Raw genomic sequence first — 20,562 nt, 5'->3', positions numbered from 1 at the left:
GCGCCCCAGAGCGCCTCGACCGCCGCCGGTCAGGTGATCGCGATCAGACTGCGGTCGGCTCCCCCACCTTCTCCCGGGAGCCGTTGCTCGGGGCGCCGTCGCCGGCAGGCGCATCCACGGCGTCGGCCGGCCCGCCGTGCGCGTCCTCCATCGTGGTCTCGTCGAACGGGAGGTCGCCGGCCAGGACCTGGCCCACGCGCTCGCGGTCGATCTCCTTCGTCCACGTGCCGATGACCACCGTCGCGACGGCATTACCGGTGAAGTTGGTCACCGCGCGCGCCTCGGACATGAAGCGGTCGATGCCGACGATGACCCCCACGCCGTCGACCAGGTCGGGGCGGTAGGTCTGCAGGCCGCCGGCGAGGGTCGCCAGGCCCGCGCCGGTGACGCCCGCCGCGCCCTTCGAGGCGATGATCATGAAGGCGAGCATGCCGATCTGCTCGGGGACCGACATGGGCACGCCCATGGCGGACGCGATGAACAGCGACGCCATGGTCAGGTAGATCGCGGTGCCGTCCAGGTTGAACGAGTACCCCGTCGGCACCGTGATGCCCACCACCGGCTTGGAGACACCCAGGTGCTCCATCTTGGCGATCAGTCGCGGCAGCGCCGACTCGGACGAGGACGTGCTGACGATCAGCAGGTACTCGCGCGCCAGGTACTTCATGAGCGAGAAGATGTTCACGCCGGACACCAGCTTCAGCACGGTGCCGAGCACGACGACGATGAACAGGATGCACGTCACGTAGAACCCGACCATCAGCGTGCCGAGCTGGACGACGGCGCCCCACCCGGTCTCGCCGACGACGGCCGCGATGGCACCGAACGCGCCGACCGGCGCGGCCCAGAGGATGATCGTCAGGACGCGGAACACGATCGACTGGATCAGCCGGACGGCATCCAGCGCGGGCCGCCCGCGAGCGCCGAGCTGCTGGATGGCGAACCCGACCAGCAGCGCCACGAACAGGGTCTGCAGCACGGACTCACCGGTGAGCGGCGAGAGCAGCGTGGTGGGGATGATCCCGAGCAGGAAGTCGACGGTGGACGTCGCCTCCCCCTCGACCTCGTAGCTGGCGCCGGCGATGGACAGGCCCTGTCCGGGGTGCAGCACGTTGCCGACAGCCAGGCCGATGAAGAGCGCGAAGGTCGACATGACCAGGAAGTAGAGCAGCGCCATCCCGCCCACGCGGCCCACCGTCGCGGCCTTCGCGATGGAGCCGATGCCGAGCACGATGGTGCAGAAGATGACGGGCGAGATCATCATCTTGATCAGTGCGACGAATCCGGTGCCGAGCGGCTTCAGGGCCACTCCGGTCTCGGGCGACGTCAGGCCGACGATGACGCCGGCGACGACGGCGACGATCACCGCCAGGTACAGGTAGTGACTCTTGTCGAGCCGGCGGCGCGGGGTGGTCCCGGCGCCGGCGGGCTGTGTAACCGCCATGGTTTTTCCTCTCACAACGCTGTGTGGTCAGCGACAAGAGTGACGGGCGCCACGGCGAACCTCACCATTGCGTACATAGTGTTCTCACCGGGCGGGCGGGGTCGTGCGGGGGCGGACGCGGTCGGGCAGGGGCGGACGCCGTCCGGCCCATCGCGCGGCGGGGGCCACAATGGGTCCGTGGCGCAGCGACGGGGTGCGAGTATCGCGAGGTGGTTTCTCGCCGTGCACACGGTGCTGCTGTTCGTCGGCGCCCTCGTGGTCTTCGGGCTCCTGGTGCTCGACGCCCGCTCGACGGCGCAGACGCACGCGGCGACGGAGAGCACGGACCTGGCGGCCACGGTCGCCGCCGAGTCGCGGGTCATCGACACGGTCGCCCAGGCGCACGCGGACGCCGCCACCGACCGGGCCGGCTCGGTGGCCCGGGCCTCGCGGCTCCTGCAGCCGTACGCCGAGCGGGTCATGGAGACGACGGAGATCGACTACCTGACCGTCATGGACACCGACCGGACCCGCTACACGCACCGCAACGCGTGGCAGATCGGGCAGCCGTTCGTGGGCACCATCGCCCCGGCGCTGGGCGGCAAGGCGTTCACCGAGGTCTACGTCGGCACGCTCGGCCCGTCGGTCCGCGCCGTCGTCCCCGTCGTGGCGGACGACGGCGAGGTGGTCGGCATGGTGTCCGCCGGGGTGACGCTTGACCGGCTGTGGGACTCCATCGTGCCGCGCCTGGTGATCGTCGGCGCCGGGACGCTCCTGGCGTTCGGCGTGGGCGCCGTCGCCGCGGCCCTGCTCGCGCGCCGGCTGGACCGGATCACGGAGAGCAAGGGTCCGGACGAGCTCGCCCACCTGTTCACGGCGCACGAGGCGGTGCTGCACTCGGTCGAGGAGGGCATGCTGCTCGTCGAGGACGGCACGGTGGTGCTCGCGAACGACGAGGCGCTGCGCCTGCTCGACGTCCCGGACCTCGCGGCGCCGTTCCAGGTGACCGACCCGCGCCTGTCGCCCGCGGTCCACGACGTCCTGGTCGGCACCGCGCCGGAGGGGCCGGTCCGGGTCGGCGACCGGGTGCTGCTGGTCGGCCGCGACACCGCGCGGGTCGGGGCGGGCCGCACCGTCGGCGAGATCGTGTCCCTGCGGGACCGCACCGAGCTGCAGCGCGTCACCGGCGAGCTGTCGTCGGTGCGCACCATCTCGGAGGCGCTGCGCGCCCAGACCCACGACTTCAGCAACCGCCTGCACACCATCGCCACGCTCATCGAGCTGGGCCGCAGCGACGAGGCCTTGCGCTTCGTCGCGAGCGAGCGCGACCTGGGGCAGCGGCTCACGGACCGCGTGGTCCAGGCCATCGAGGAGCCGGTCATCGCCGCGCTCGTCCTGGGCAAGGCTGCGCAGGCCCGCGAGCGCGCGGTGGAGATGCACTTCGAGACGCACCTCGCGCCGGGCACGCACTGGCTGGAGCCTGTGGACGTGGTGACGATCCTGGGCAACCTGATCGACAACGCGATAGACGCCGCGGCGGCCCGCGCGCTGGGCGGCGGGGACGGCGCGCCCCAGGAGGCGTGGGTGGAGGTGTACCTCGCCAACGGCGACGACGGGTCGCTCGTGTTCCAGGTCTCCGACAGCGGGCCCGGCATCGCGGACGCCGACCTGGAGCACATCTTCGAGCACGGCTGGAGCACCAAGGACGCCGCGGCCGGCGGGCGCGGCTACGGGCTGGCGCTCGTGCGCCAGGTGGCCGAGAGCCTGGGCGGCGACGTCGAGGTGTCCGCGGGCGTGGGGGCGGTCTTCACGGTGACGCTGCCCCGCCCGCCCGACGTCGTGCCGCCGGCTCCGCCGGCCCGGGTGAGCGGCTCGGTGAGCCGCCCATGATCCGGGTCCTCGTGGTGGAGGACGACCACCGCACCGCCGAGGCGCACGGCGAGTACGTGCGCCGCGTGGCGGGGTTCGAGCTGGCCGGGGTGGTGCACACCGCGGGCGAGACCGTGCGCGCGCTGCGCGACGCCCAGGCCGCGGGCGAGGAGGTGCACCTGCTCCTGCTGGACATGAACCTGCCCGACCGGCACGGCCTGGTCCTGTGCCGGCAGCTGCGCGCGGCGGGCCTGGTGGTCGACGTCATCGCCGTGACCGCGGCCCGCGAGCTCGAGACGGTGCGCGAGGCCGTCGCCATCGGCGTCGTGCAGTACCTGATCAAGCCGTTCGTGTTCGGGCTGTTCGCCGAGAAGCTCGGCGCGTACCGCAAGTACTTCGAGCAGATGCGCTCGCCCGTCTCGACGCTCAGCCAGCGCGAGGTGGACACGGCGTTCGCGGCGCTGCGCACGTCCAACGCGGCGGGGCTCCCGAAGGGGCTGTCCCAGGACACGCTGGACGCGGTGTCCGACCTGCTGGCCCGGCAGGCCGGCGCGCTGTCGGCGAGCGAGGTCGCCGACGAGCTCCACCTGGCTCGCATCACGGCGCGCCGCTACCTGGAGTTCCTCGCGGACGCGGGGGTCGCCACCCGCGCACCCCGGTACGGGGCGCGCGGGCGACCGGAGCTGGAGTACGGGCGCCACCGCGCCTGAGCCCCGCCCCGGCGTCAGCGCCCGACGGCGGCCGCGAGCCGGTCGAGGTAGACCTGCTCGCTCGCGGAGACCTTGACCCGCTTGCTGAAGAAGCCGCCCTCCTTGGTCGCGGCGGCCCTGGCCACCTGCTCGGCGATCCGGAGCAGCCACTCGCCGTAGGCGACGGCGTCCTTCTCGTCCGCCCGCCCGCGCAGCAGGGCGACGGCGGCCCCGGTCAGCTCGACCGCGTCGGCCGTCGCGCCCGCCGGGTCAGGACGCACGCCCACCTTCGCCGCCTCCTGCGTGGCCGCGGCCGCGGCCGCCACCCCGACCGACGCGGCGGGGTTCTTCCGGGCCGCCTCCTCGGCCGCCCACCGCTCGCCGATCCGGGCGCGCAGCGCGACCGCCACCGACCGGACGAAGTCGTTCTCGTGCACCTGCGCCTCGCGAAAGACCTTGGCGCCGGCCGTGCCCTCCAGCAGGAACCTGATCCCGCCGGGTTCCCCGTCGGCGAGGGTCGCGCCCTTGAGCACCGCGCCCGGCGCGTCCAGGATCTGGTCGATCTCGTCGTCGCTGAAGTCGGACAGGTTCGTCATGCGCACGCTCTCTGTTGGGGTCGGTCTTCACGGAACGCCTCAACTTAGTGCGCGGTTCCCGCGGCCCGCACCCTTTCTATGCAGGTCAACCGGCAGGCCGACCCGCCCGTCAGTCCTCGACCGCCGCCGCGTACCGCGCGGCCAGCCCACGGGTCGCCTCGACGAGCTCGGGCGGGCCCACCACCTCGAACGGCGCGCCGAAGGCGCCGAGCCGTCCGGCCAGGCCGTCCCAGGACCACGAGCCGAGCACGACGCGGCAGCGGGGCGCGCCGTCGACGTCGGGCAGCGGCTCGCACAGGCCCTGGGCGCCGATCCACGGCGCGATGTCGGCGGCCCGCGCGTGCAGCACCATCTCCCCGCGCACCGGAGACGGGGAGCCGTTCATCCGGGACCCGACGAAGGCGGCCACGTCCCCGCCGGGCACCTCCCGGCGGACGAACCGGGGCCCGGTCCCCGTCCGGAGCGTCAGCCGGTCCACGCGGAAGATCCGCCAGTCGTCGCGGTCCAGGTCGAACGCGACGAGGTACCAGCGCCCTTCGGACGTGACGAGGTGGTACGGCTCGACCCGGCGCGGCGGCCGGAAGGCCGCGTCCCCCTCGCCGACGGCGGCCATGGTGCCGCCCTCGTAGTCGAACCGCACGACCTCGCGCGCCTGGCACGCCGAGCCGAGCGCCAGGAGCGCGTCCGGGTCCACGGTCGCCTCGTCGCTCCCCGCCCGACGCCGCACCGTGGTCACCTCGAGCGCGTCCAGCCGGGCTCGCAGCCGGGCGGGCATGACCTGGCGGATGGTGGCCAGCGCCCGCAGGGCTCCCTCCTCGGCCCCGGGAATCGCGCCGGTGCGCAGCGCGACGGCGACGGCGACGGCCTGCTCGTCGTCGAACAGCAGCGGCGGGAGCTCGGCGCCGGCGTCGAGGCGGTAGCCGCCGTCGGGCCCCTTGGTGGCGTTGACGGGATAGCCCAGCTCGCGCAGGCGGTCGACGTCGCGCCGCACGGTGCGCGGGCTCACGCCGAGCCGGTCGGCCAGGAGCGCGCCCGGCCAGTCCCGGCGGGCCTGGAGGAGCGACAGTAGGGCGAGGAGGCGTCCGGAGGTCTCGAGCACGAGTTCAGCATCGCATGCGGTAGAGGCCAGGAACTGACCGCTACTGCCGGAATGCTGGGTCACGTACCGAGCCCGTGACGAAACCTGCAAGAAGGAGACACCGTGATCCGCACCCGAGCGCTCACCAAGGACTTCGTGGTGAGCCGCACCCGCACCGTGCACGCCGTGCGAGGCATCTCGCTCGACGTCGAGCCCGGCGAGCTGGTGGCCGTGCTCGGCCCCAACGGCGCCGGCAAGACCACGACGCTGCGCATGCTGACCACGCTCATCCCGCCGACGTCGGGCACCGCGCAGGTCGCGGGGTACGACGTCGCCGACCGTCCCGACCGGGTCCGCGCCGCCATCGGCTACGTGGGCCAGGGCGGCGCCGGCGGCGCGGCCCAGCACGTGCGCGACGAGCTCGTCGCCCAGGGCGAGATCTACGGCCTGGACCGGCGCACCGCTCGTTCCCGGGCCGGCGAGCTGCTGGAGGCCCTCGACCTGACGGAGCAGGGCGACCGCAAGGTCGAGAGCCTGTCGGGCGGGCAGAAGCGCCGCCTCGACGTCGCCATCGGCCTGGTGCACGAGCCGTCGCTGCTGTTCCTCGACGAGCCGTCGACCGGCCTGGACCCGCACAACCGCGCCAACCTGTGGGAGCACATCCTGCGGATGCGGACCGCGGCGGCCGAACCCATGACGATAGTGCTCACCACGCACTACCTGGACGAGGCGGACACGTTCGCCGAGCGGGTGATCGTGGTGGACCACGGCCAGGTCATCGCCGACGACACCGCCGACGCCCTGAAGGCCGAGCTGGCGGGCGACCTGGTGACGCTCCGGGTGGCCCCCGAGCACGCGGCGACGCTGGCCGCGGCCGCGGAGCGCGCGCCCGGCACGCGGTCGGTCCGGGTCGAGCCGCACGGCACGACGGGGGACGCGGCGCGCGGCGCGACCGCCGTCGAGGTCCGCACGGCCGACGGCCCAGGTGCGACGCCGGGGCTGCTCCGCGCGGCGGACGCCGCCGGGCTGGCGGTGAGCCGCGTGGACGTCGCCCGGCCCACCCTCGACGACGTGTTCCTGAGGCTCACCGGACGCAGCCTGCGCGAGACCGCCGTCGTCGACGGTCCGGACGGCGGGCCTGCCGAAACCGGGGTCTCGACAAGCTCGACCAGCGAACGACTTACCAGCGACGACGCGACCAGCGACCGCACGAACAAGAAGGAGGTCCTGGCATGAGCGCCGCGACCCTGACCCTCGGCAGCACCCAGCTCCCCCGCCGCAGCTTCCTGCGCGACACCCGGATCGTGCTGCTCCGGGAGCTCCGGCCGGTGGTGCGCGAGCCGTTCTCCCTCGTCTTCGGCCTGGTGCAGCCGCTGGTCTTCCTCGGCTTGTTCGGCCCGCTGCTCGCCGGTTCCGCCGGCGGTACCCTCGGCGGCGACGTCTGGCTCTGGTTCGTGCCCGCGGTGCTGGCGATGACCACGCTCTTCGGCACCTCGGTGACGGGCTCCAACCTGCAGCTCGACCTCTCCTCGGGCGTGCACGAGCGGATGCTGGTGACCCCGCTGTCCCGGCCCGCGCAGCTCGTGGGCCGCGCGCTCAAGGAGATGGTGCCGATCATCGCCCAGTCGGCGATCGTGCTGCTCGTCATGCTGCCGTTCGGCCTGCGCCCGGACCCGATCGGGGCAGCCCTCACGCTGCTGCAGCTCGCGGTGCTCGGCATCGGCATCGGCTCGCTGTCGTACGCGCTGGCGCTGGCGGTGCGCAAGCAGGAGTGGATGTTCTGGGTGGTGCAGCAGACCGTCCTCTTCCCGGTCATGATGCTCTCGGGCATGCTCCTGCCCCTGGAGACCGGCCCGGCGTGGATGCGCGCCGTGTCGTCCGTGAACCCGCTGCGCTACGTCGTCGACTCGGGCCGGGCCGCCTTCGCCGGCGACCTCGCCTCGTCGGCCGTGGCCTGGGGCTGGGTCGCCGCGGTGGCGACGGCGGCGCTCGGCCTCGTGGTCGGCGTGCGGGCGATGGTCCGCTCGGCAGACTGACCGGTGGGCCGCGCGGGACAATGGGCGCCGTGACCAGCACCCAGGATCCCCACGCGGCCCACCTGCGTCGCACCGTGGCGATCGTCGCGGCCCTCAACTTCGCCTACTTCTTCGTCGAGTTCTCCGTCGCGCTCTTCTCCGGGTCGGTCTCGCTGCTGGCCGACAGCGTCGATTTCCTCGAGGACACGGCCATCAACGTGCTGATCCTCGTGGCCCTCGGCTGGCCGCTGGCCCGGCGGGCCCTGATGGGCAAGGCCATGGCCCTGATCATCCTGGGCCCAGCCGCGGTGGCGGCCTGGGAGGCGGTGCAACGGTTCGCCGGGCCGACGGCGCCCGACGTCGTCCCCCTGGTGCTCGCCTCCCTCGGGGCGATAGCCGTCAACGGGACCAGCGCCTGGCTGCTTGCCCGGGCACACCACCACGGCGGCGCCCTCGGCCGGGCGGCGTTCCTCTCCGCCCGCAACGACGTGCTGGTGAACGTCGCGATCATCGCAATGGGCCTGCTCACCGCGTGGACCGGCTCCGGGTGGCCGGACCTGGTCCTGGGCTGCGCGATCATCCTGCTGGCGCTGCACGCCGCGCACGAGGTCTGGGAGGTCAGCGAGGAGGAGCGGCTCGCGGCCAGGGCGCTCGCGGGCGAGGAGATCGGCTGACCGCTCGCCGGTCAGGGACGGACTCCACCCGGGTGAACGTGGCCCAGCACGGGGACCCTGCCGGGCACCGACCCGTACAGTGCGATTCATGACCGACGCTCTCGTGCTGGGTGGCGGCGGCGTCGCCGGCGTCGCCTGGGAGCTCGGCGTGCTGCAGGGCATCGCGGACGAGGACCCGCAGCTCGCGTCCCGCGTGATCGGCGCCGACCGGATCATCGGGACGTCGGCGGGCTCGGCGGTGGCCGTGCAGATCACCAGCGGTACGCCGCTCGAGGCTCTCTACGCGGCGCAGCTCGCCGAGGAGACCGAGGTGATCGAGGTCGGGTTCGACCCGGCCGCCATGATCGCGGGCTGGAGCGCCGCCATGCGGCCGACGGCGGACGGCAGGCCACCGGAGCCGGCCGAGATCCGGCGCCGGATCGGCGCGATGGCGCTGGCCGCGCCCACCACGGACGAGGCGACCCGCCTCAAGATGCACGAGGCGCATCTCCCGAGCACCCAGTGGCCGGCGACCGACCTCGCCATCACGGCCGTCGACGCCGAGTCGGGTGAGCTGGTCGTGTTCCGCAGGGACTCCGGCGTCCGGCTCCTGGACGCCGTCACCGCGAGCTGCGCCGTGCCGGGCCTGTGGCCGCCCGCGACCATCGGCGACCGTCGCTACATCGACGGCGGCATTCGTTCCGTCGCGAACGTGGACCTCGCCGCGGGTGTCGACCACGTGCTCGTCGTCACCCCGCAACGGGATGGCTCTCCGTCCGCCTACGGTCCGTCGACCGCCGAACAGGTCGCCGACCTGGCACCGGCCAAGGCGCTCCTGATCGGTGCCGACGACGCATCGATCGAGGCGTTCGGCGCCAACTGGCTCTCGCTCACGACACGGGCGCCGTCGGCGATCGCGGGACGCGCGGTGGGCCGGGCGCAGGCGGCGGTCCTGGGCGCGCTCTGGTCCTGAGCTGCCCTGGCTGACGTGGTTCGACCCTGGCAAGGCCGGGCACCAAGCACACCGACTGGACCCCGCGCAAGAAGCCGATTCACACGCCCCGCACGCCCGAGGACATCCGCTTCAACCGCGCCATCGCAATCCTGCACACCGCACGCTGGAGCAATAACGCACAAGTCCTGCTACATCACACAAGCGCTCCTACATCACCAGAAATATGGACCAATTCTTCCTGGATTTTCCCACGCCTCACGATCCGCATCAAATCGGCGCTGTAATGCCCTGTCAAAGACCCCACACGGTAGTTTGGCGCCCGTGCGATTCCGTACACGGAATCAAGATCGACCACACCATTTCCGCGACCGATTTTCGTTTCCTCGGGCGGGATCGAGTGGTTCACACGGCGTACGCCTCACCGATGGCGTGCATCACGCACAACAAGCCGACCCGCTCGACCGGGGCACACTTCGGCCGAGCGCGCCAGGAGTCGAAGGAGTCTCATCATGGCAGCAAGGTCATACTTGATCCAGGTCACCAACTTCACGGGCCAGACGCTCCAGCTGGACCGCTCAAAGACCGACCTCGCACACGGAGAGTGGAGCAACAGCGGGTCGGACACGCCGCCCGACACCATCGGGAACCCCACTACGGGGAAGTTCGGTAGCGAGTCCGACGGTTTCATGACCGGCACCGAGGGCCAGGCCACCTACGCCTCCAGCGCCGGCGACTTCGTGATCTACTGGGACAATCCCTACGTGGGTTCCGACGAGACCTCCGTGCAGACGCCACCGGGCTACACCTCCACCAAGGAGGACAGCAAGGGGGACAACGCAACGCTCAAGGTCGTGCTCTACCCCACCCCCTGACTCAGATCTGTGGGTAGCGTGATCTGTGTGGCTACCTGAACAGGAGAAGACGCCTTTCGTTGAAGGCGATCGCGCCTGCCGAAGGCTGCGACCGTACATTCACGGAAGGCGTCTTTTCTGCGCCAGGTGCTCGGCGAAGAACCCCAGCGTCCGGTCCCACGCGTCCGCCGACGCCTCCGGGTCGTGCGACATGCCCTGGACCCTGATCAGCACGCCGAGCGGGCCGGTGTACTGCGCGAGGAACGAGTGCGTCGCCTCGGGATACACCTTCAGGTCCACGGGCACGCCCGTGCGCTCCAGGCCGGCGCGCAGCTTGTCGACCTCGGCGCCGTCGACCACCTTGTCGCGGACGCCGTAGCTCGCCACGATCGGGCACGGTGCCGACAGCATCCTGTCGAGCTCCTCCGGCTCCTGCCTGCCCTCGGGGAGCAGGCCGTAGTTGACGGCGGCGGCGTCGAACATGCCGCGCCCCGCCGCGACCAGGGCGAACCGGCCGCCCAGGCAGAACCCCATGATCCCGACCCGGCCGGTGCAGTCCGGGCGGTCCGCGAGCGCCGCGCGCTCGGCCTCGAGGCGGTCGTAGGCGGGACCCTGGTCGGCGATGAAGCTGCGGAACGTCTGCCGAAGGCAGCGTCCGCGCTGGTACATCGACGGGGCGTGCACGAGGTAGCCCTGGGCGGCGAGGTGGTCACAGACTCGACGCAGCTCTGCGGTCATCCCGTACGCGTCGTGCACCACGACGACGCCGGGGAACGGGCCGTCCCCGTCGGGGACGGCGGTGTATCCGGGATGCACGAGGCCTCCTGTGTGCTGGGGCGGGAACGAGCCGGCGGACGGCGTCGGGCGCGCGTTCGAGGACGCGCTCCGGACCGTACCGCTTCGTGTGCATGACGCACAATGTATGGTGCACACCCCGTCCGGACGACATGATGTGCACCATGTTCACGAACACAGACGGCACGATGGACCTGCGGGTCGCCGCGTACGCCCTGATCACGGACGAGCAGGGCCGGATGCTCCTGCCGCACTGGAGCGAGGAACCGCACAGCGGCTGGACCATGCCGGGCGGCGGGATCGACCCGGGCGAGGACCCGGCCGACGCCGCCGTCCGCGAGGTGTTCGAGGAGACCGGCTACGACGTGAAGCTGGGCGGCCTGCTCGGTGTCGACAGCTTCGTGATCCCCGGCGCGGAGCGGGTGCACCCGCGGGGCCGCCCGATGCACGCCCTGCGGATCGTGTACCGGGCGCACGTCACCGGCGGCGAGCTGCGCGTCGAGGAGGACGGCACCACCGACGACGTCGCCTGGCACACCCAGGAGGAGATCGACGCGCTCGACCGGGTCTCGCTCGTGGACCTGTCCCGCCGCTGGGCGGGCCTGATCGCCTAGCGGCAACTACGCGCCCCGCTCGATCCCGAGCGTGGAGATCAGGTCCTCGTGCAGCTCCATCCAGACGGCGTGGCACGACCCCAGCCCCGTGCCGGCCACCCACTCACCCCGCCCGGCCTGCGCCTTGCCGAGCGCCGTGGCGAACCGCGCGTCATACCCCTCGAACCGTGCCAGCGCCGACGTCAGCTCGGTGACCAGGGGCGACAGCTCGGCATCCAGCGCCTCGAGCTGGCCCAGGACGGCCGCGTCCCACTCCCGGTCGGTGTGGGTGTTCGGGGCGAGCCGGTCGCCGTCCTCCGGGCGCAGCTGCCAGTCGGTGCACGCCTGCAGCAGCCGGGCATTCAGCGGCCCGAAGGCCTGGTGCGCCTGCTCGACGACGGGCCGCGCGCCGGCGTCGGCCAGCTCCTCGGCCAGCCGCCGGTCGTCCTCGGCCCGGCCGCGGTCCGTCATCGACCAGCCCGCGGTCCCGCCGAACGCGGCCTGTCTGACCCAGCCGTACGCCTCGTCGTCGAGCAGGAGCTCGCGCGTGTCCGCCTCGTCGAGGCCGAACCGCAGGGCGACGGCGTCGTCATCCGCCATCCCCTGGATGCGGACCGAGTGGAGCACGAGCAGCTCGGGCTGAGAGGATCGACCGGGCACGGGGTTGTGCGTCATATTTCGCACCGTGCATCCTCCCGTGGCTCATGTCAACGCAGGTGGGTACGCCGAGGGAGAAGCATGTCGGACGGCTCCGCCGTGGCGGACGCCGCCGGGACGCCCGGCAGCCCGGCACCTCATTGCCGAACCGTCCAGGGGCAGCACTACCCATGGGCACCGCGGCGCGCCCGTGCCAGCCTTCCGGCGTCAGACCAAGAGTCAGACCCCCAGGATGGAGAGCACCGATGTCAGTCATCTCCTCGTTCCGCAGAAGAACCACCACGCACTGGGCGCTCGCGGCCATGGCCGCGCTCGCTCTCGCCGCCTCGCCGGCGGCGTCCGCCACCGCGTCCTCGGTCAACGCATCTGACGACGTCGGCGTGCTGGCCACCTCACACAGGTCGCCGTTCAACTGTGGCAAGACCTTCTACGCCAACAACTGGAGCCCGGGGCACAACCCCTCCGGCTCCATCGACTGGCAGAGCTACGGCACCGACGCCATCAACGGCGAGACGGTCCGCGCCACCGCCGGCGGCACCGCCACCTTCGACGACGAGGGGAGCACCAGCTACGGCAAGTGGGTGCAGATCGTGCACAGCGACGGCACCCGCACCCGCTACGCGCACCTCGCCACGATGGTCCGGTCCCCCGGCCAGAGCATGACGGTCAGCCAGGGCACCGCCATCGGGACCGTCGGGTCCACCGGCGGGTCCGAGGCGCCGCACCTGCACTACGAGCAGCGCAGCTCGTCCGGCGTCGTCGACACCTCGCCGACCGTCGAGGGCGTGACCGTCTCGCTCGGCCAGAAGAAGGCGATCACGAGCAGCAACGCTTGCGGCGGGTCGACCAACCCGTACACGCCCGAGGAGGTCTGCGGCAGCGGCTTCGCCGTGGTCGACGAGGCGGCGCTCGGCACCGTCGGCCGGACCTACCTGCTGTACAACTCCGGCACGGGCTACAACTGCGTGGCCACGCTGAAGTACACCAGCCTCGGCACGCCCAGCGCGGTGTCGGCCTTCCTGGAGCCGGAGGGGTCGACGCGCACCACCGACTCCGGCAGCTATTCGTACTACGCGGGCCCGGTCAAGCGGTCGGCGCCGGGCACCTGCGTGAGGTGGGGCGGCTCGGTGGGCAGCACCACCTACACGAGCCCGTTCGAGCACTGCGACTGACCCTCGCTCATTGCGAGGGTCCGCCTCGAGAACGCGGTTGTGCATGCTCCAGCGCCAGGCAGCATGCACAACCGCGTTCTCGAAGCGGACCTGGTGATCGGGACTGGGCGTCAGGCCCGTGACGGGGGCTGGATCAGGTCCCAGGGCATGCCGTGCAGGTCCTCGAAGACCGCGACGGTCCCGTACTCCTCGTGGCGCGGCTCCTCGCGGAACCGCACGCCGGCCGCCGTCATGCGGGCGTGCTGCGCGGCGAAGTCGTCGGTCTCCAGGAAGAACGCGACCTTGCCGCCCGCCTGGTTGCCGACGGCGCCCGCGGCGTCGGTCAGCGCGAGCACCAGGCCGGTGCCGCCCTCAACGGGGCCGACGACGACCCGGCGCCGGCCGGACGCGTTGGTCTCGTCCTCCCGCAGGGCGAACCCGAGGGCATCGACGAAGAAGGTGATCGCCTCGTCGTGGTCGCGGACGAGGTAGGTGACGTCGGAGAGTCGCAGCACCCGGAGATCCTAGGACGTGCCGGACCCCTGGGCCGCGCGCGCCGCCCCGACGACGGCCGCCGCCATGCGGCGGAACGCCGACCGGTCCTTCGCGGGCAGGGGCGCGAGCAGCTCGTCGAGCGCGCTCGCGAGCCCGGTCTCGAAGGCGAGCATCGCCTTCCCCCCGTCGTCGGTCAGGGTCACCTGGACGGCGCGCCGGTCGCCCGGCAGCGTCGCGCGCTCAACGAGCCCGCGGCGCTCGGCCCGGTCGACGAGGCCCGTCAGGGCCGCCTTCTCCACCCCGAGGGACTGCGCCAGGTCGACCATCCGCCGGGGCTGCCCGGCCAGACCGCACAGCAGCCGGCCCTGCATGGGCGTGAGCTCGTGCTCCTCGGCGACGCGGGCGATGGTGGCGGTCAGCACGATGGCGAGCTCGACGACGTCGGGCAGCCCACCGAGGCCGCGCGCACCGCACGCCGGCAGACCGCTGATCATCTTGTCGAACCTCACCCGTCAAAGGTACACAGCACCGACGGTTCTGGCCATGTATAGTCAACGGCACGAACCATTCCGAGGGGAAGGTACCGCCATGAGCTTCACCCACCCGACCGGCACGCGCGGCGCACGACAGCCCAGCCGGTCCACGAACTGGCTCAACCGGCTGGTCGCACGCCGCGCCCGGCGCTCCCACGGCAAGACCATGGGGATGAACCTCCTGGTCCTCACGACCATCGGGCGCAAGAGCGGGGAGGCGCGCGAGACGCCCGTCGGCTACTTCACCACCCCGGACGGCGGCTGGCTGATCGCGGCGTCCGCTGCCGGAGCCAAGGCCAACCCCGCGTGGTACCTCAACCTCGCCGCGCACCCGGACCAGGTGACGGTCGAGCTGGCGGGCCGCAAGGTCGCCGTGACCGCCGAGGAGCTGCACGGCTCCGAGCGCGAGCAGGCCTGGACCCGGATCACCACCGAGGCGGCGGGCTTCCGCAAGTACGAGACGAGCACCGACCGGGAGATCCCGGTCATCCGGCTGACGCCGAAGGCCTGACGCCCGCCCGACCGTCCGCCATCCCGGCAGGAAGGCACCACCATGAGCTTCACCCACCCCACCGGTACCCGCGGCGCCAAGCAGCCCGGCCGCCTGTACCGCTGGATGAACCGGCTGCTCCTGAGGCGTGCCCGGCGCACCGAGGCCACGACCATGGGCATGAACCTCCTGGTCCTGACCACCATCGGGCGCAAGAGCGGGCAGGCCCGGCCGACGCCGCTCGCGTGGTTCGCCGATCCCGCCGGCGGCTGGATCGTCGTCGCCTCCGCCGGGGGCGCCGCCGCCAACCCGGCCTGGTACCTGAACCTCGCCGCCCACCCGGACGAGGTGACGGTCGAGCAGGGCGGCCGCACGGCCGCCGTCACCGCCGAGGAGCTGCACGGCGCCGAGCGCGAGGAGGCCTGGCGCCGGATCACGGACGAGGCCGCGAACTTCCGCCGGTACGAGACGACCACCGACCGGGAGATCCCCGTCATCCGGCTCACGCCCAAGCCGCACAGCACTCCCCCAGGCTCCTGACGGTCGCGGTCCAGCGCCGCGCCCTACTTTCGGGCCATGAGCCCCCAGAACATCGAGCCCGGACCCCACGACCACGAGGCCCCCGAGCCGCACGACCTCGGCCTGTCCCACGACCTGCCCACCCTCCTGAACCGGCGGCACGCCATCGGCCTGCTGAGTGTGGGCGGTCTCGTGGCGGCGCTCGCCGCCTGCTCACCCCGCGCCGGCTCGGCCGATGCCAGTAGTGCGCCGCCGGCGGGCGCTCCGGCCGGGGGCGCGCCCGGCGGCGCCTCCCAGACGGACGTCGGCGAGGGCGAGATCCCCGAGGAGACGAACGGCCCGTACCCCGCCGACGGCACGAACGGGCCGAACGCCCTGACGACGACTGGTGTGGTGCGCAGCGACATCACGTCGAGCTTCGGGGACTCCTCGGGCACGGCCGAGGGCATCCCGCTCACGTTCTCGCTGACCGTGGTGGACGTGTCCGGCGAAGGCGACGCCGGGACCCCCGTCGCGGGCGCCGCCGTCTACGCGTGGCACTGCGACCGCGACGGCCAGTACTCCATGTACGACATCGCCGACCAGAACTACCTGCGCGGCGTCCAGGAGGCCGACGCCGACGGCAAAGTCACCTTCACGTCGATCTTCCCCGCCTGCTACCAGGGCCGCTGGCCCCACATCCACTTCGAGGTCTACCCGTCGCTGGACGAGGCCACCAGCGCCACGAACCGCATGCGCACCTCCCAGCTCGCCCTGCCTCAGGACGTGTGCGAGACCGTGTACGCGACCGAGGGCTACGACAAGAGCATCGCAAACCTGCAGGACGTCACGCTGAGCTCGGACATGGTGTTCTCCGACGGGTACGCGCTGCAGATGGCCAAGGTGTCCGGGAGCGTGAGCCAGGGCTACACGGCGACGCTCCGCGTGCCCGTGTGAGTGCCGTGTGACTGTCGGTGGCGGTGGGTAGTGTCGTAGGTATGACGCACGCCGCCACCACGTCCCCGGTCACCACAGCCCTCCAGATCGCGGACTGGCGGCGGCGAGTCTTCGCGCTGTACGCCGGCGTCCGCGTCCGTGCGGCCGAGGATCCCGCCGCCGCGCACGCCTACTGGACCATGACCCGGGACGAGCTCTTCGCGACCCACCCGGCCTCCCCCGTCCTGCCCGAGGACAAGCCCGGCTTCACCGGCCTCTCCGTCGCCCCGTACGACCCGGCCTGGCGCTTCACCGCACCTGTCGTGCCCGCGGAGCCGGGGCCGGACGGCGCTCCCCGCCGCCTCGACGTCCCGACCGGGACCGACGGCATAGTGCCCTTCGAGCTGCTCGGGAAGGTCTTCCTGGACGGGCTGGGGTCGCTCGACGTCTGGCGCCTCGCCTCGTACGGCGGCGGCCTGTTCGTGCCGATCAAGGACTCGCTCGCCGGCGCCGCCGGCGGCACGTACGGCGGCGGCCGCTACCTTCTGGACACCATCAAGGGCGCCTGGCTGGGCCACGCCGGCGGCACCGACGGCCACGCGAGCGGGTACGACGACGGCGTCGGCGAGCTGGTCCTCGACCTCAACTTCGCCTATAACCCGTCCTGCGCGTACGACCCGGCGTGGACCTGCCCGCTCGCCCAGCCGGGCAACACGCTCGACGTCGAGGTCCCGGTGGGCGAGCGCACGCGTAGCTGACGACGTCGTCCGGGAACGTGAGCGCCGCCGGAAGCACCATCACCGACCTCTCGCCGTAGACAGAATGACCCCATCTGTAGACAGTTGGAGCCAGGGCTGGCTTGGATGTCCGCTTCCAGAACACGCCTGGGCCTGGTTCTGGGCCCATAAGCATGCGTGATGGTGTTCTGGAAGCGGACCTTGCCCGCGGCGGCCGGTCGGTGCGGCTCGGCGCTGAACCGCAAGGTCGTGGTCCGCGCCCCGGGGCGAACCGTAGGTCGCGTGTCGATCCGGGCCCTGAGCGACGTGCTTCTTTCGGCTCGGCACGCGCGGCCGCCTGCCTCGACCCGCCGATATGAACGACGTCGTGAACCAGCACACGACGAAAGGTGAGGCTGTCCAACCCCTGTCGCGAAGCTGGCCTCCCGCCCCGACTCCTGGTTGCCTGGGGCCTATGACCACCGAACCGTCCGGGACGGACCGCGCCGGGCGCCCCGCCGTCGGGCACGAGGACGAACCCCACACCGAAGGACTCGCGGAGCGGCTCAACTGGCTGCGCGCCGGAGTGCTGGGCGCGAACGACGGGATCGTGTCGGTCGCGGCGGTCGCCGTCGGCGTCGCCGCGGCGACGGCGCAGACCGGCCCCATCCTCACCGCGGGGCTGGCCGCCCTCGTGGGCGGCGCGATCTCGATGGCGCTGGGCGAGTACGTCTCGGTCTCCAGCCAGTCCGACACGCAGAAGGCGCTCATCGCCAAGGAGCGGACCGAGCTCGCCGAGATGCCGGCCGAGGAGCTCGCCGAGCTGGCCGAGCTCTACGAGGCCAAGGGCCTCTCCCCCGCCACCGCCCGCCAGGTCGCCGTCGAGCTCACCGAGCACGACGCCCTCTCGGCGCACCTGGAGGCCGAGCTCAACATCGACGAGGACGAGGTGGTCAGCCCCTGGAACGCGGCGTTCGCGTCCGCGGTGGCCTTCACCCTGGGCGCCGTGCTGCCGCTCGCCGCGGTGCTCCTGATCCCCGAGCCCTGGCGGGTCGGCGTCACCTTCGTCGTCGTGCTGGCGGCGCTCGCCGGGACCGGCTGGACCGCCGCGTGGATCGGCGGCGCGCCGCGGGTGCGTGCCACGGCGCGCGTCGTCCTCGGCGGGGCGCTCGCGCTGGGCGCGACCTTCGCCGTCGGCTCCCTGCTCGGCACGACGGCGGCGGGATGAGTACCGTTAGCGCCCGATGAACACCATCGACAGCACAACGCCCCCGGCCGACTCACCCTCGGCGGCGTACGGCGTCCACTCCGAGGTCGGCCGCCTGCGCAAGGTCCTGGTCTGCGCGCCGGGCCTGGCGCACCAGCGCCTCACGCCGTCCAACTCGGCCGACCTGCTCTTCGACGACGTCCTGTGGGTGGAGCGCGCCCAGCAGGACCACGCCGACTTCGTGACCGAGCTGCGGGGCCGCGGCGTCGACGTCGTCGAGCTGCACGCGCTGCTCGCCGAGACCCTGCGCGTGCCGGGCGCGCGCGACTGGCTGCTGGACCGCAAGATCGTGCCGGAGATCGTCGGCAACGGCCTGGTCGAGGCGACGCGCGAGTACCTCGAGTCCCTGCCGGAGCACGAGCTGGCGAGGTATCTGATCGGCGGCCTCGCCGTCGCGGACGTGCCCGAGCTGCCGCCGGGCTTCCGCGCGCTGGCCGACGTCAGCCCGGACGCGCGCGAGTACCTCATGCCGCCGCTGCCGAACACGCTCTTCACGCGCGACACCACCTGCTGGATCTACGGCGGCCTCACCCTGAACCCGCTCTACTGGCAGGCGCGCCGCGACGAGACCCTGCTGATGAAGGCGGTCTACACGTTCCACCCCGACTTCGTGGGCAGCCGCGTGTGGTGGGGCGACCCGGAGAACGGCCACGGCGAGGCCACCTTCGAGGGTGGCGACATCATGCCGATCGGCAACGGCACGGTCCTGATGGGTATGAGCGAGCGCACCTCGCGGCAGGCGATCACGCAGGTCGCGGCCGCCCTGTTCCAGGAGGGCGCGGCCGAGCAGATCGTCGTGGCCGGCATGCCGCGGCTGCGCGCGGCCATGCACCTGGACACGATCATGACGTTCGTCGACGTCGACACCGTCACCGTGTACCCGCGCATCGTCGACCGCGTGCACCCGTTCGTGCTGCGCCCCGACTCCGGCCCCCTCGGCGTGTCCGTGACCGACGCCGGCGGGTCGTCCTTCCTCGACGTCGTCGGGGAGGTGTCCGGGCTCGGCGAGCTGCGGGTCATCGAGACCGGCGGCGACGTCTACGAGTCGGAGCGCCAGCAGTGGGACAGCGGCAACAACTCCGTCGCCGTCGAGCCCGGGGTCGTGTTCACCTACGACCGCAACACCACCACCAACGACCTGCTGCGCAAGGCAGGCGTCGAGGTGATCGAGATCGCGGGCGGCGAGCTCGGCCGCGGCCGCGGCGGCGGCCACTGCATGACCTGCCCGATCATCCGGGAGCCCGTGAGCTGGTAGCTCCGCCGCCGTCGGGCGACACGCCGGAATTAGCGGCACGCCGGCAACTTGATGCATCCTTGGGTTGCAGTTCCGGAAAAGCCATAGACGTTACCAAGTCCTCGTTGTACCTTTCTTCACACACGGACTCGCGCCGTGACGGCAGGTTGTGTGTCTGCAGGGCCTGCCGCAGCACCGATACGAGCCATATCCACACCTCAAGATCCGAACGAGACGGGAAGGACGAGATCCACGATGGTCCGCACCAGCGTTGCGCTCCAGGCCTCAGGCCTGAGCAAGGTCAGTGCCGCCACCGCGTCGTCCTACCCGACCATTGCCAAGCACCTGTGGGACGGCCGCGAGGCCATACGGGGCGCTATACGCCACTGATCCGGTTTCTGCCGGACCAGTGAACGTGAGCCGCCTCGGGATGCCTGATCCCGGGCGGCTCTTGTCGTCCCAGGGCCGGCCCGCACAGCACCACCCGAACACCAGCCAAGAACCGAGAACGACAAGCTCACCGGAAGGAGCAGGCCCGTGGCCGACGTCCTAGTTCTCAATGCCGGCTACGAGCCGCTGCACCGAGTATCGGTCCGGCATGCCATCCACATGCTCGTGCGCGAGGTCGCGGTCGTGGAGGAGGCGGTCGACGGCCGCTCCTTCGGGCCGTTCCCGTTACCGCGCGTGCTGCGCCTGGTCCGGTACGTCACGATGCGGTGGCTCTACAAGACGGGCGGAGCGCCCGCGTGCACCAAGATGGGCGTCAAGCGACGCGACGGGCTGTGCGCCTACTGCGGCGGCCCGGCCGAGACCGTGGACCACATCCTGCCGCGGTCGCGCGGGGGCCCATCGACGTGGATGAACCTCGTGGCGGCCTGCTACGAGTGCAACTCGCACAAGGCGGACCGCACCCCGGCCGAGGCAGGCATGGTGCTCTACGTGACGCCGCACGTCCCACGCGGGGAGTACGCGCGCGCCATCCGGCACCGGGCGGCCCGGGCGGCGTGATCCGGGCACGGTGAGGTCGGCAAAAGGTCAGGTGATCGGCAACTCGGGTTGCCGATCACC

The 20,562-nt window shown here is 72.1% G+C and carries 23 protein-coding genes; 16 read left to right on the top strand and 7 right to left on the bottom strand.

The window, feature by feature from the left end:
• Positions 1-43 precede the first annotated feature (43 nt).
• Positions 44-1,444, bottom strand: a complete 1,401-nt coding sequence (locus ACFT2C_RS26710; RefSeq protein WP_377210125.1) for a cation:dicarboxylate symporter family transporter — start codon at positions 1,442-1,444, stop codon at positions 44-46.
• Between the two features lie 177 nt (positions 1,445-1,621).
• Between ACFT2C_RS26710 and ACFT2C_RS26705 the strand changes: the two genes are divergently transcribed.
• Positions 1,622-3,313 carry an ATP-binding protein gene (locus tag ACFT2C_RS26705; protein WP_377210124.1) on the top strand — a complete coding sequence of 564 codons (1,692 nt, stop codon included), beginning with the start codon at positions 1,622-1,624 and terminating at the stop codon, positions 3,311-3,313.
• Entirely contained in the window at positions 3,310-4,002 is a 693-nt protein-coding gene (locus ACFT2C_RS26700; RefSeq protein WP_377210123.1) for a response regulator, read from the top strand. The genes ACFT2C_RS26705 and ACFT2C_RS26700 overlap by 4 nt, the downstream gene beginning before the upstream one ends.
• Positions 4,003-4,016: 14 nt before the next feature.
• Here ACFT2C_RS26700 and ACFT2C_RS26695 read toward each other — a convergent pair whose 3' ends face one another.
• On the bottom strand, positions 4,017-4,577 hold the full coding sequence (locus tag ACFT2C_RS26695) for a hypothetical protein (protein WP_377210122.1): 561 nt from the start codon (positions 4,575-4,577) through the stop codon (positions 4,017-4,019).
• A 109-nt stretch (positions 4,578-4,686) separates the two neighbouring features.
• Positions 4,687-5,676: a helix-turn-helix transcriptional regulator gene (locus tag ACFT2C_RS26690; protein WP_377210121.1), complete on the bottom strand. Its 990-nt coding sequence runs from the start codon at positions 5,674-5,676 to the stop codon at positions 4,687-4,689.
• 102 nt (positions 5,677-5,778) lie between these two features.
• Between ACFT2C_RS26690 and ACFT2C_RS26685 the strand changes: the two genes are divergently transcribed.
• From ACFT2C_RS26685 to ACFT2C_RS26665, 5 genes are all read left to right on the top strand, one after another.
• Positions 5,779-6,891, top strand: a complete 1,113-nt coding sequence (locus ACFT2C_RS26685; protein WP_377210120.1) for an ATP-binding cassette domain-containing protein — start codon at positions 5,779-5,781, stop codon at positions 6,889-6,891.
• Positions 6,888-7,691: an ABC transporter permease gene (locus tag ACFT2C_RS26680; protein WP_377210119.1), complete on the top strand. Its 804-nt coding sequence runs from the start codon at positions 6,888-6,890 to the stop codon at positions 7,689-7,691. Before ACFT2C_RS26685 ends, ACFT2C_RS26680 begins: the two co-directional genes overlap by 4 nt.
• Before the next feature lie 29 nt (positions 7,692-7,720).
• A complete protein-coding gene (locus ACFT2C_RS26675) occupies positions 7,721-8,344 on the top strand; it encodes a cation transporter (RefSeq protein ID WP_377210118.1) in 624 nt (207 codons plus the stop codon).
• Positions 8,345-8,432: 88 nt separating this feature from the next.
• Positions 8,433-9,296, top strand: coding sequence for a patatin-like phospholipase family protein (locus ACFT2C_RS26670; RefSeq protein ID WP_377210117.1), 864 nt, complete (start codon positions 8,433-8,435; stop codon positions 9,294-9,296).
• Positions 9,297-9,787: 491 nt separating this feature from the next.
• Positions 9,788-10,150 carry a hypothetical protein gene (locus tag ACFT2C_RS26665; protein ID WP_377210116.1) on the top strand — a complete coding sequence of 121 codons (363 nt, stop codon included), beginning with the start codon at positions 9,788-9,790 and terminating at the stop codon, positions 10,148-10,150.
• 99 nt (positions 10,151-10,249) lie between these two features.
• Here the strand turns inward: ACFT2C_RS26665 and ACFT2C_RS26660 are convergent, their stop codons facing one another.
• Positions 10,250-10,945, bottom strand: coding sequence for a dienelactone hydrolase family protein (locus ACFT2C_RS26660; protein ID WP_377210115.1), 696 nt, complete (start codon positions 10,943-10,945; stop codon positions 10,250-10,252).
• 167 nt (positions 10,946-11,112) lie between these two features.
• Between ACFT2C_RS26660 and ACFT2C_RS26655 the strand changes: the two genes are divergently transcribed.
• Positions 11,113-11,538 carry an NUDIX hydrolase gene (locus ACFT2C_RS26655; RefSeq protein WP_377210126.1) on the top strand — a complete coding sequence of 142 codons (426 nt, stop codon included), beginning with the start codon at positions 11,113-11,115 and terminating at the stop codon, positions 11,536-11,538.
• 6 nt (positions 11,539-11,544) lie between these two features.
• On the opposite strand, the gene ACFT2C_RS26650 is transcribed toward ACFT2C_RS26655, so the two are convergent.
• A complete protein-coding gene (locus ACFT2C_RS26650; RefSeq protein ID WP_377210114.1) occupies positions 11,545-12,192 on the bottom strand; it encodes a transcriptional regulator in 648 nt (215 codons plus the stop codon).
• Positions 12,193-12,419: 227 nt separating this feature from the next.
• Here ACFT2C_RS26650 and ACFT2C_RS26645 point away from each other — a divergent pair, with 227 nt between their 5' ends.
• Complete coding sequence (locus ACFT2C_RS26645) at positions 12,420-13,346, top strand: M23 family metallopeptidase (RefSeq protein ID WP_377210113.1); 927 nt, start codon at positions 12,420-12,422, stop codon at positions 13,344-13,346.
• A gap of 110 nt (positions 13,347-13,456) precedes the next feature.
• On the opposite strand, the gene ACFT2C_RS26640 is transcribed toward ACFT2C_RS26645, so the two are convergent.
• Both ACFT2C_RS26640 and ACFT2C_RS26635 read right to left on the bottom strand, forming a co-directional pair.
• Positions 13,457-13,840, bottom strand: a complete 384-nt coding sequence (locus tag ACFT2C_RS26640; protein ID WP_377210112.1) for a VOC family protein — start codon at positions 13,838-13,840, stop codon at positions 13,457-13,459.
• 9 nt (positions 13,841-13,849) lie between these two features.
• Positions 13,850-14,329, bottom strand: a complete 480-nt coding sequence (locus ACFT2C_RS26635) for a MarR family winged helix-turn-helix transcriptional regulator (RefSeq protein ID WP_377210111.1) — start codon at positions 14,327-14,329, stop codon at positions 13,850-13,852.
• Between the two features lie 79 nt (positions 14,330-14,408).
• On the opposite strand from ACFT2C_RS26635, the gene ACFT2C_RS26630 reads away from it, so the two are divergent.
• The 7 genes from ACFT2C_RS26630 (at position 14,409) to ACFT2C_RS26600 (ending at position 20,502) form a co-directional block, all read left to right on the top strand.
• The gene (locus ACFT2C_RS26630) at positions 14,409-14,864 is read left to right on the top strand and encodes a nitroreductase/quinone reductase family protein (RefSeq protein WP_377210110.1); all 456 of its coding nucleotides are present in this window, start codon (positions 14,409-14,411) and stop codon (positions 14,862-14,864) included.
• Between the two features lie 42 nt (positions 14,865-14,906).
• Positions 14,907-15,383 (top strand): nitroreductase/quinone reductase family protein, encoded by a 477-nt coding sequence (locus tag ACFT2C_RS26625; RefSeq protein ID WP_377210109.1) that lies wholly within the window; start codon positions 14,907-14,909, stop codon positions 15,381-15,383.
• A gap of 36 nt (positions 15,384-15,419) precedes the next feature.
• Complete coding sequence (locus ACFT2C_RS26620) at positions 15,420-16,298, top strand: intradiol ring-cleavage dioxygenase (protein WP_377210108.1); 879 nt, start codon at positions 15,420-15,422, stop codon at positions 16,296-16,298.
• Positions 16,299-16,339: 41 nt separating this feature from the next.
• Entirely contained in the window at positions 16,340-17,035 is a 696-nt protein-coding gene (locus ACFT2C_RS26615) for a DUF1684 domain-containing protein (protein ID WP_377210107.1), read from the top strand.
• Positions 17,036-17,468: 433 nt separating this feature from the next.
• A complete protein-coding gene (locus ACFT2C_RS26610) occupies positions 17,469-18,221 on the top strand; it encodes a VIT family protein (protein ID WP_377210106.1) in 753 nt (250 codons plus the stop codon).
• Positions 18,222-18,237: 16 nt separating this feature from the next.
• On the top strand, positions 18,238-19,515 hold the full coding sequence (locus tag ACFT2C_RS26605) for an arginine deiminase (RefSeq protein ID WP_377210105.1): 1,278 nt from the start codon (positions 18,238-18,240) through the stop codon (positions 19,513-19,515).
• Between the two features lie 516 nt (positions 19,516-20,031).
• Positions 20,032-20,502 carry an HNH endonuclease gene (locus tag ACFT2C_RS26600; RefSeq protein WP_377210104.1) on the top strand — a complete coding sequence of 157 codons (471 nt, stop codon included), beginning with the start codon at positions 20,032-20,034 and terminating at the stop codon, positions 20,500-20,502.
• Positions 20,503-20,562: the final 60 nt, after the last annotated feature.

This window comes from Promicromonospora sp. NPDC057138, from assembly GCF_042670845.1.
Taxonomy (GTDB): Bacteria; Actinomycetota; Actinomycetes; order Actinomycetales; family Cellulomonadaceae; genus Promicromonospora.
Note: the sequence above shows the minus strand (reverse complement) of the source record. Positions and strands in the feature narration are given on the sequence as shown.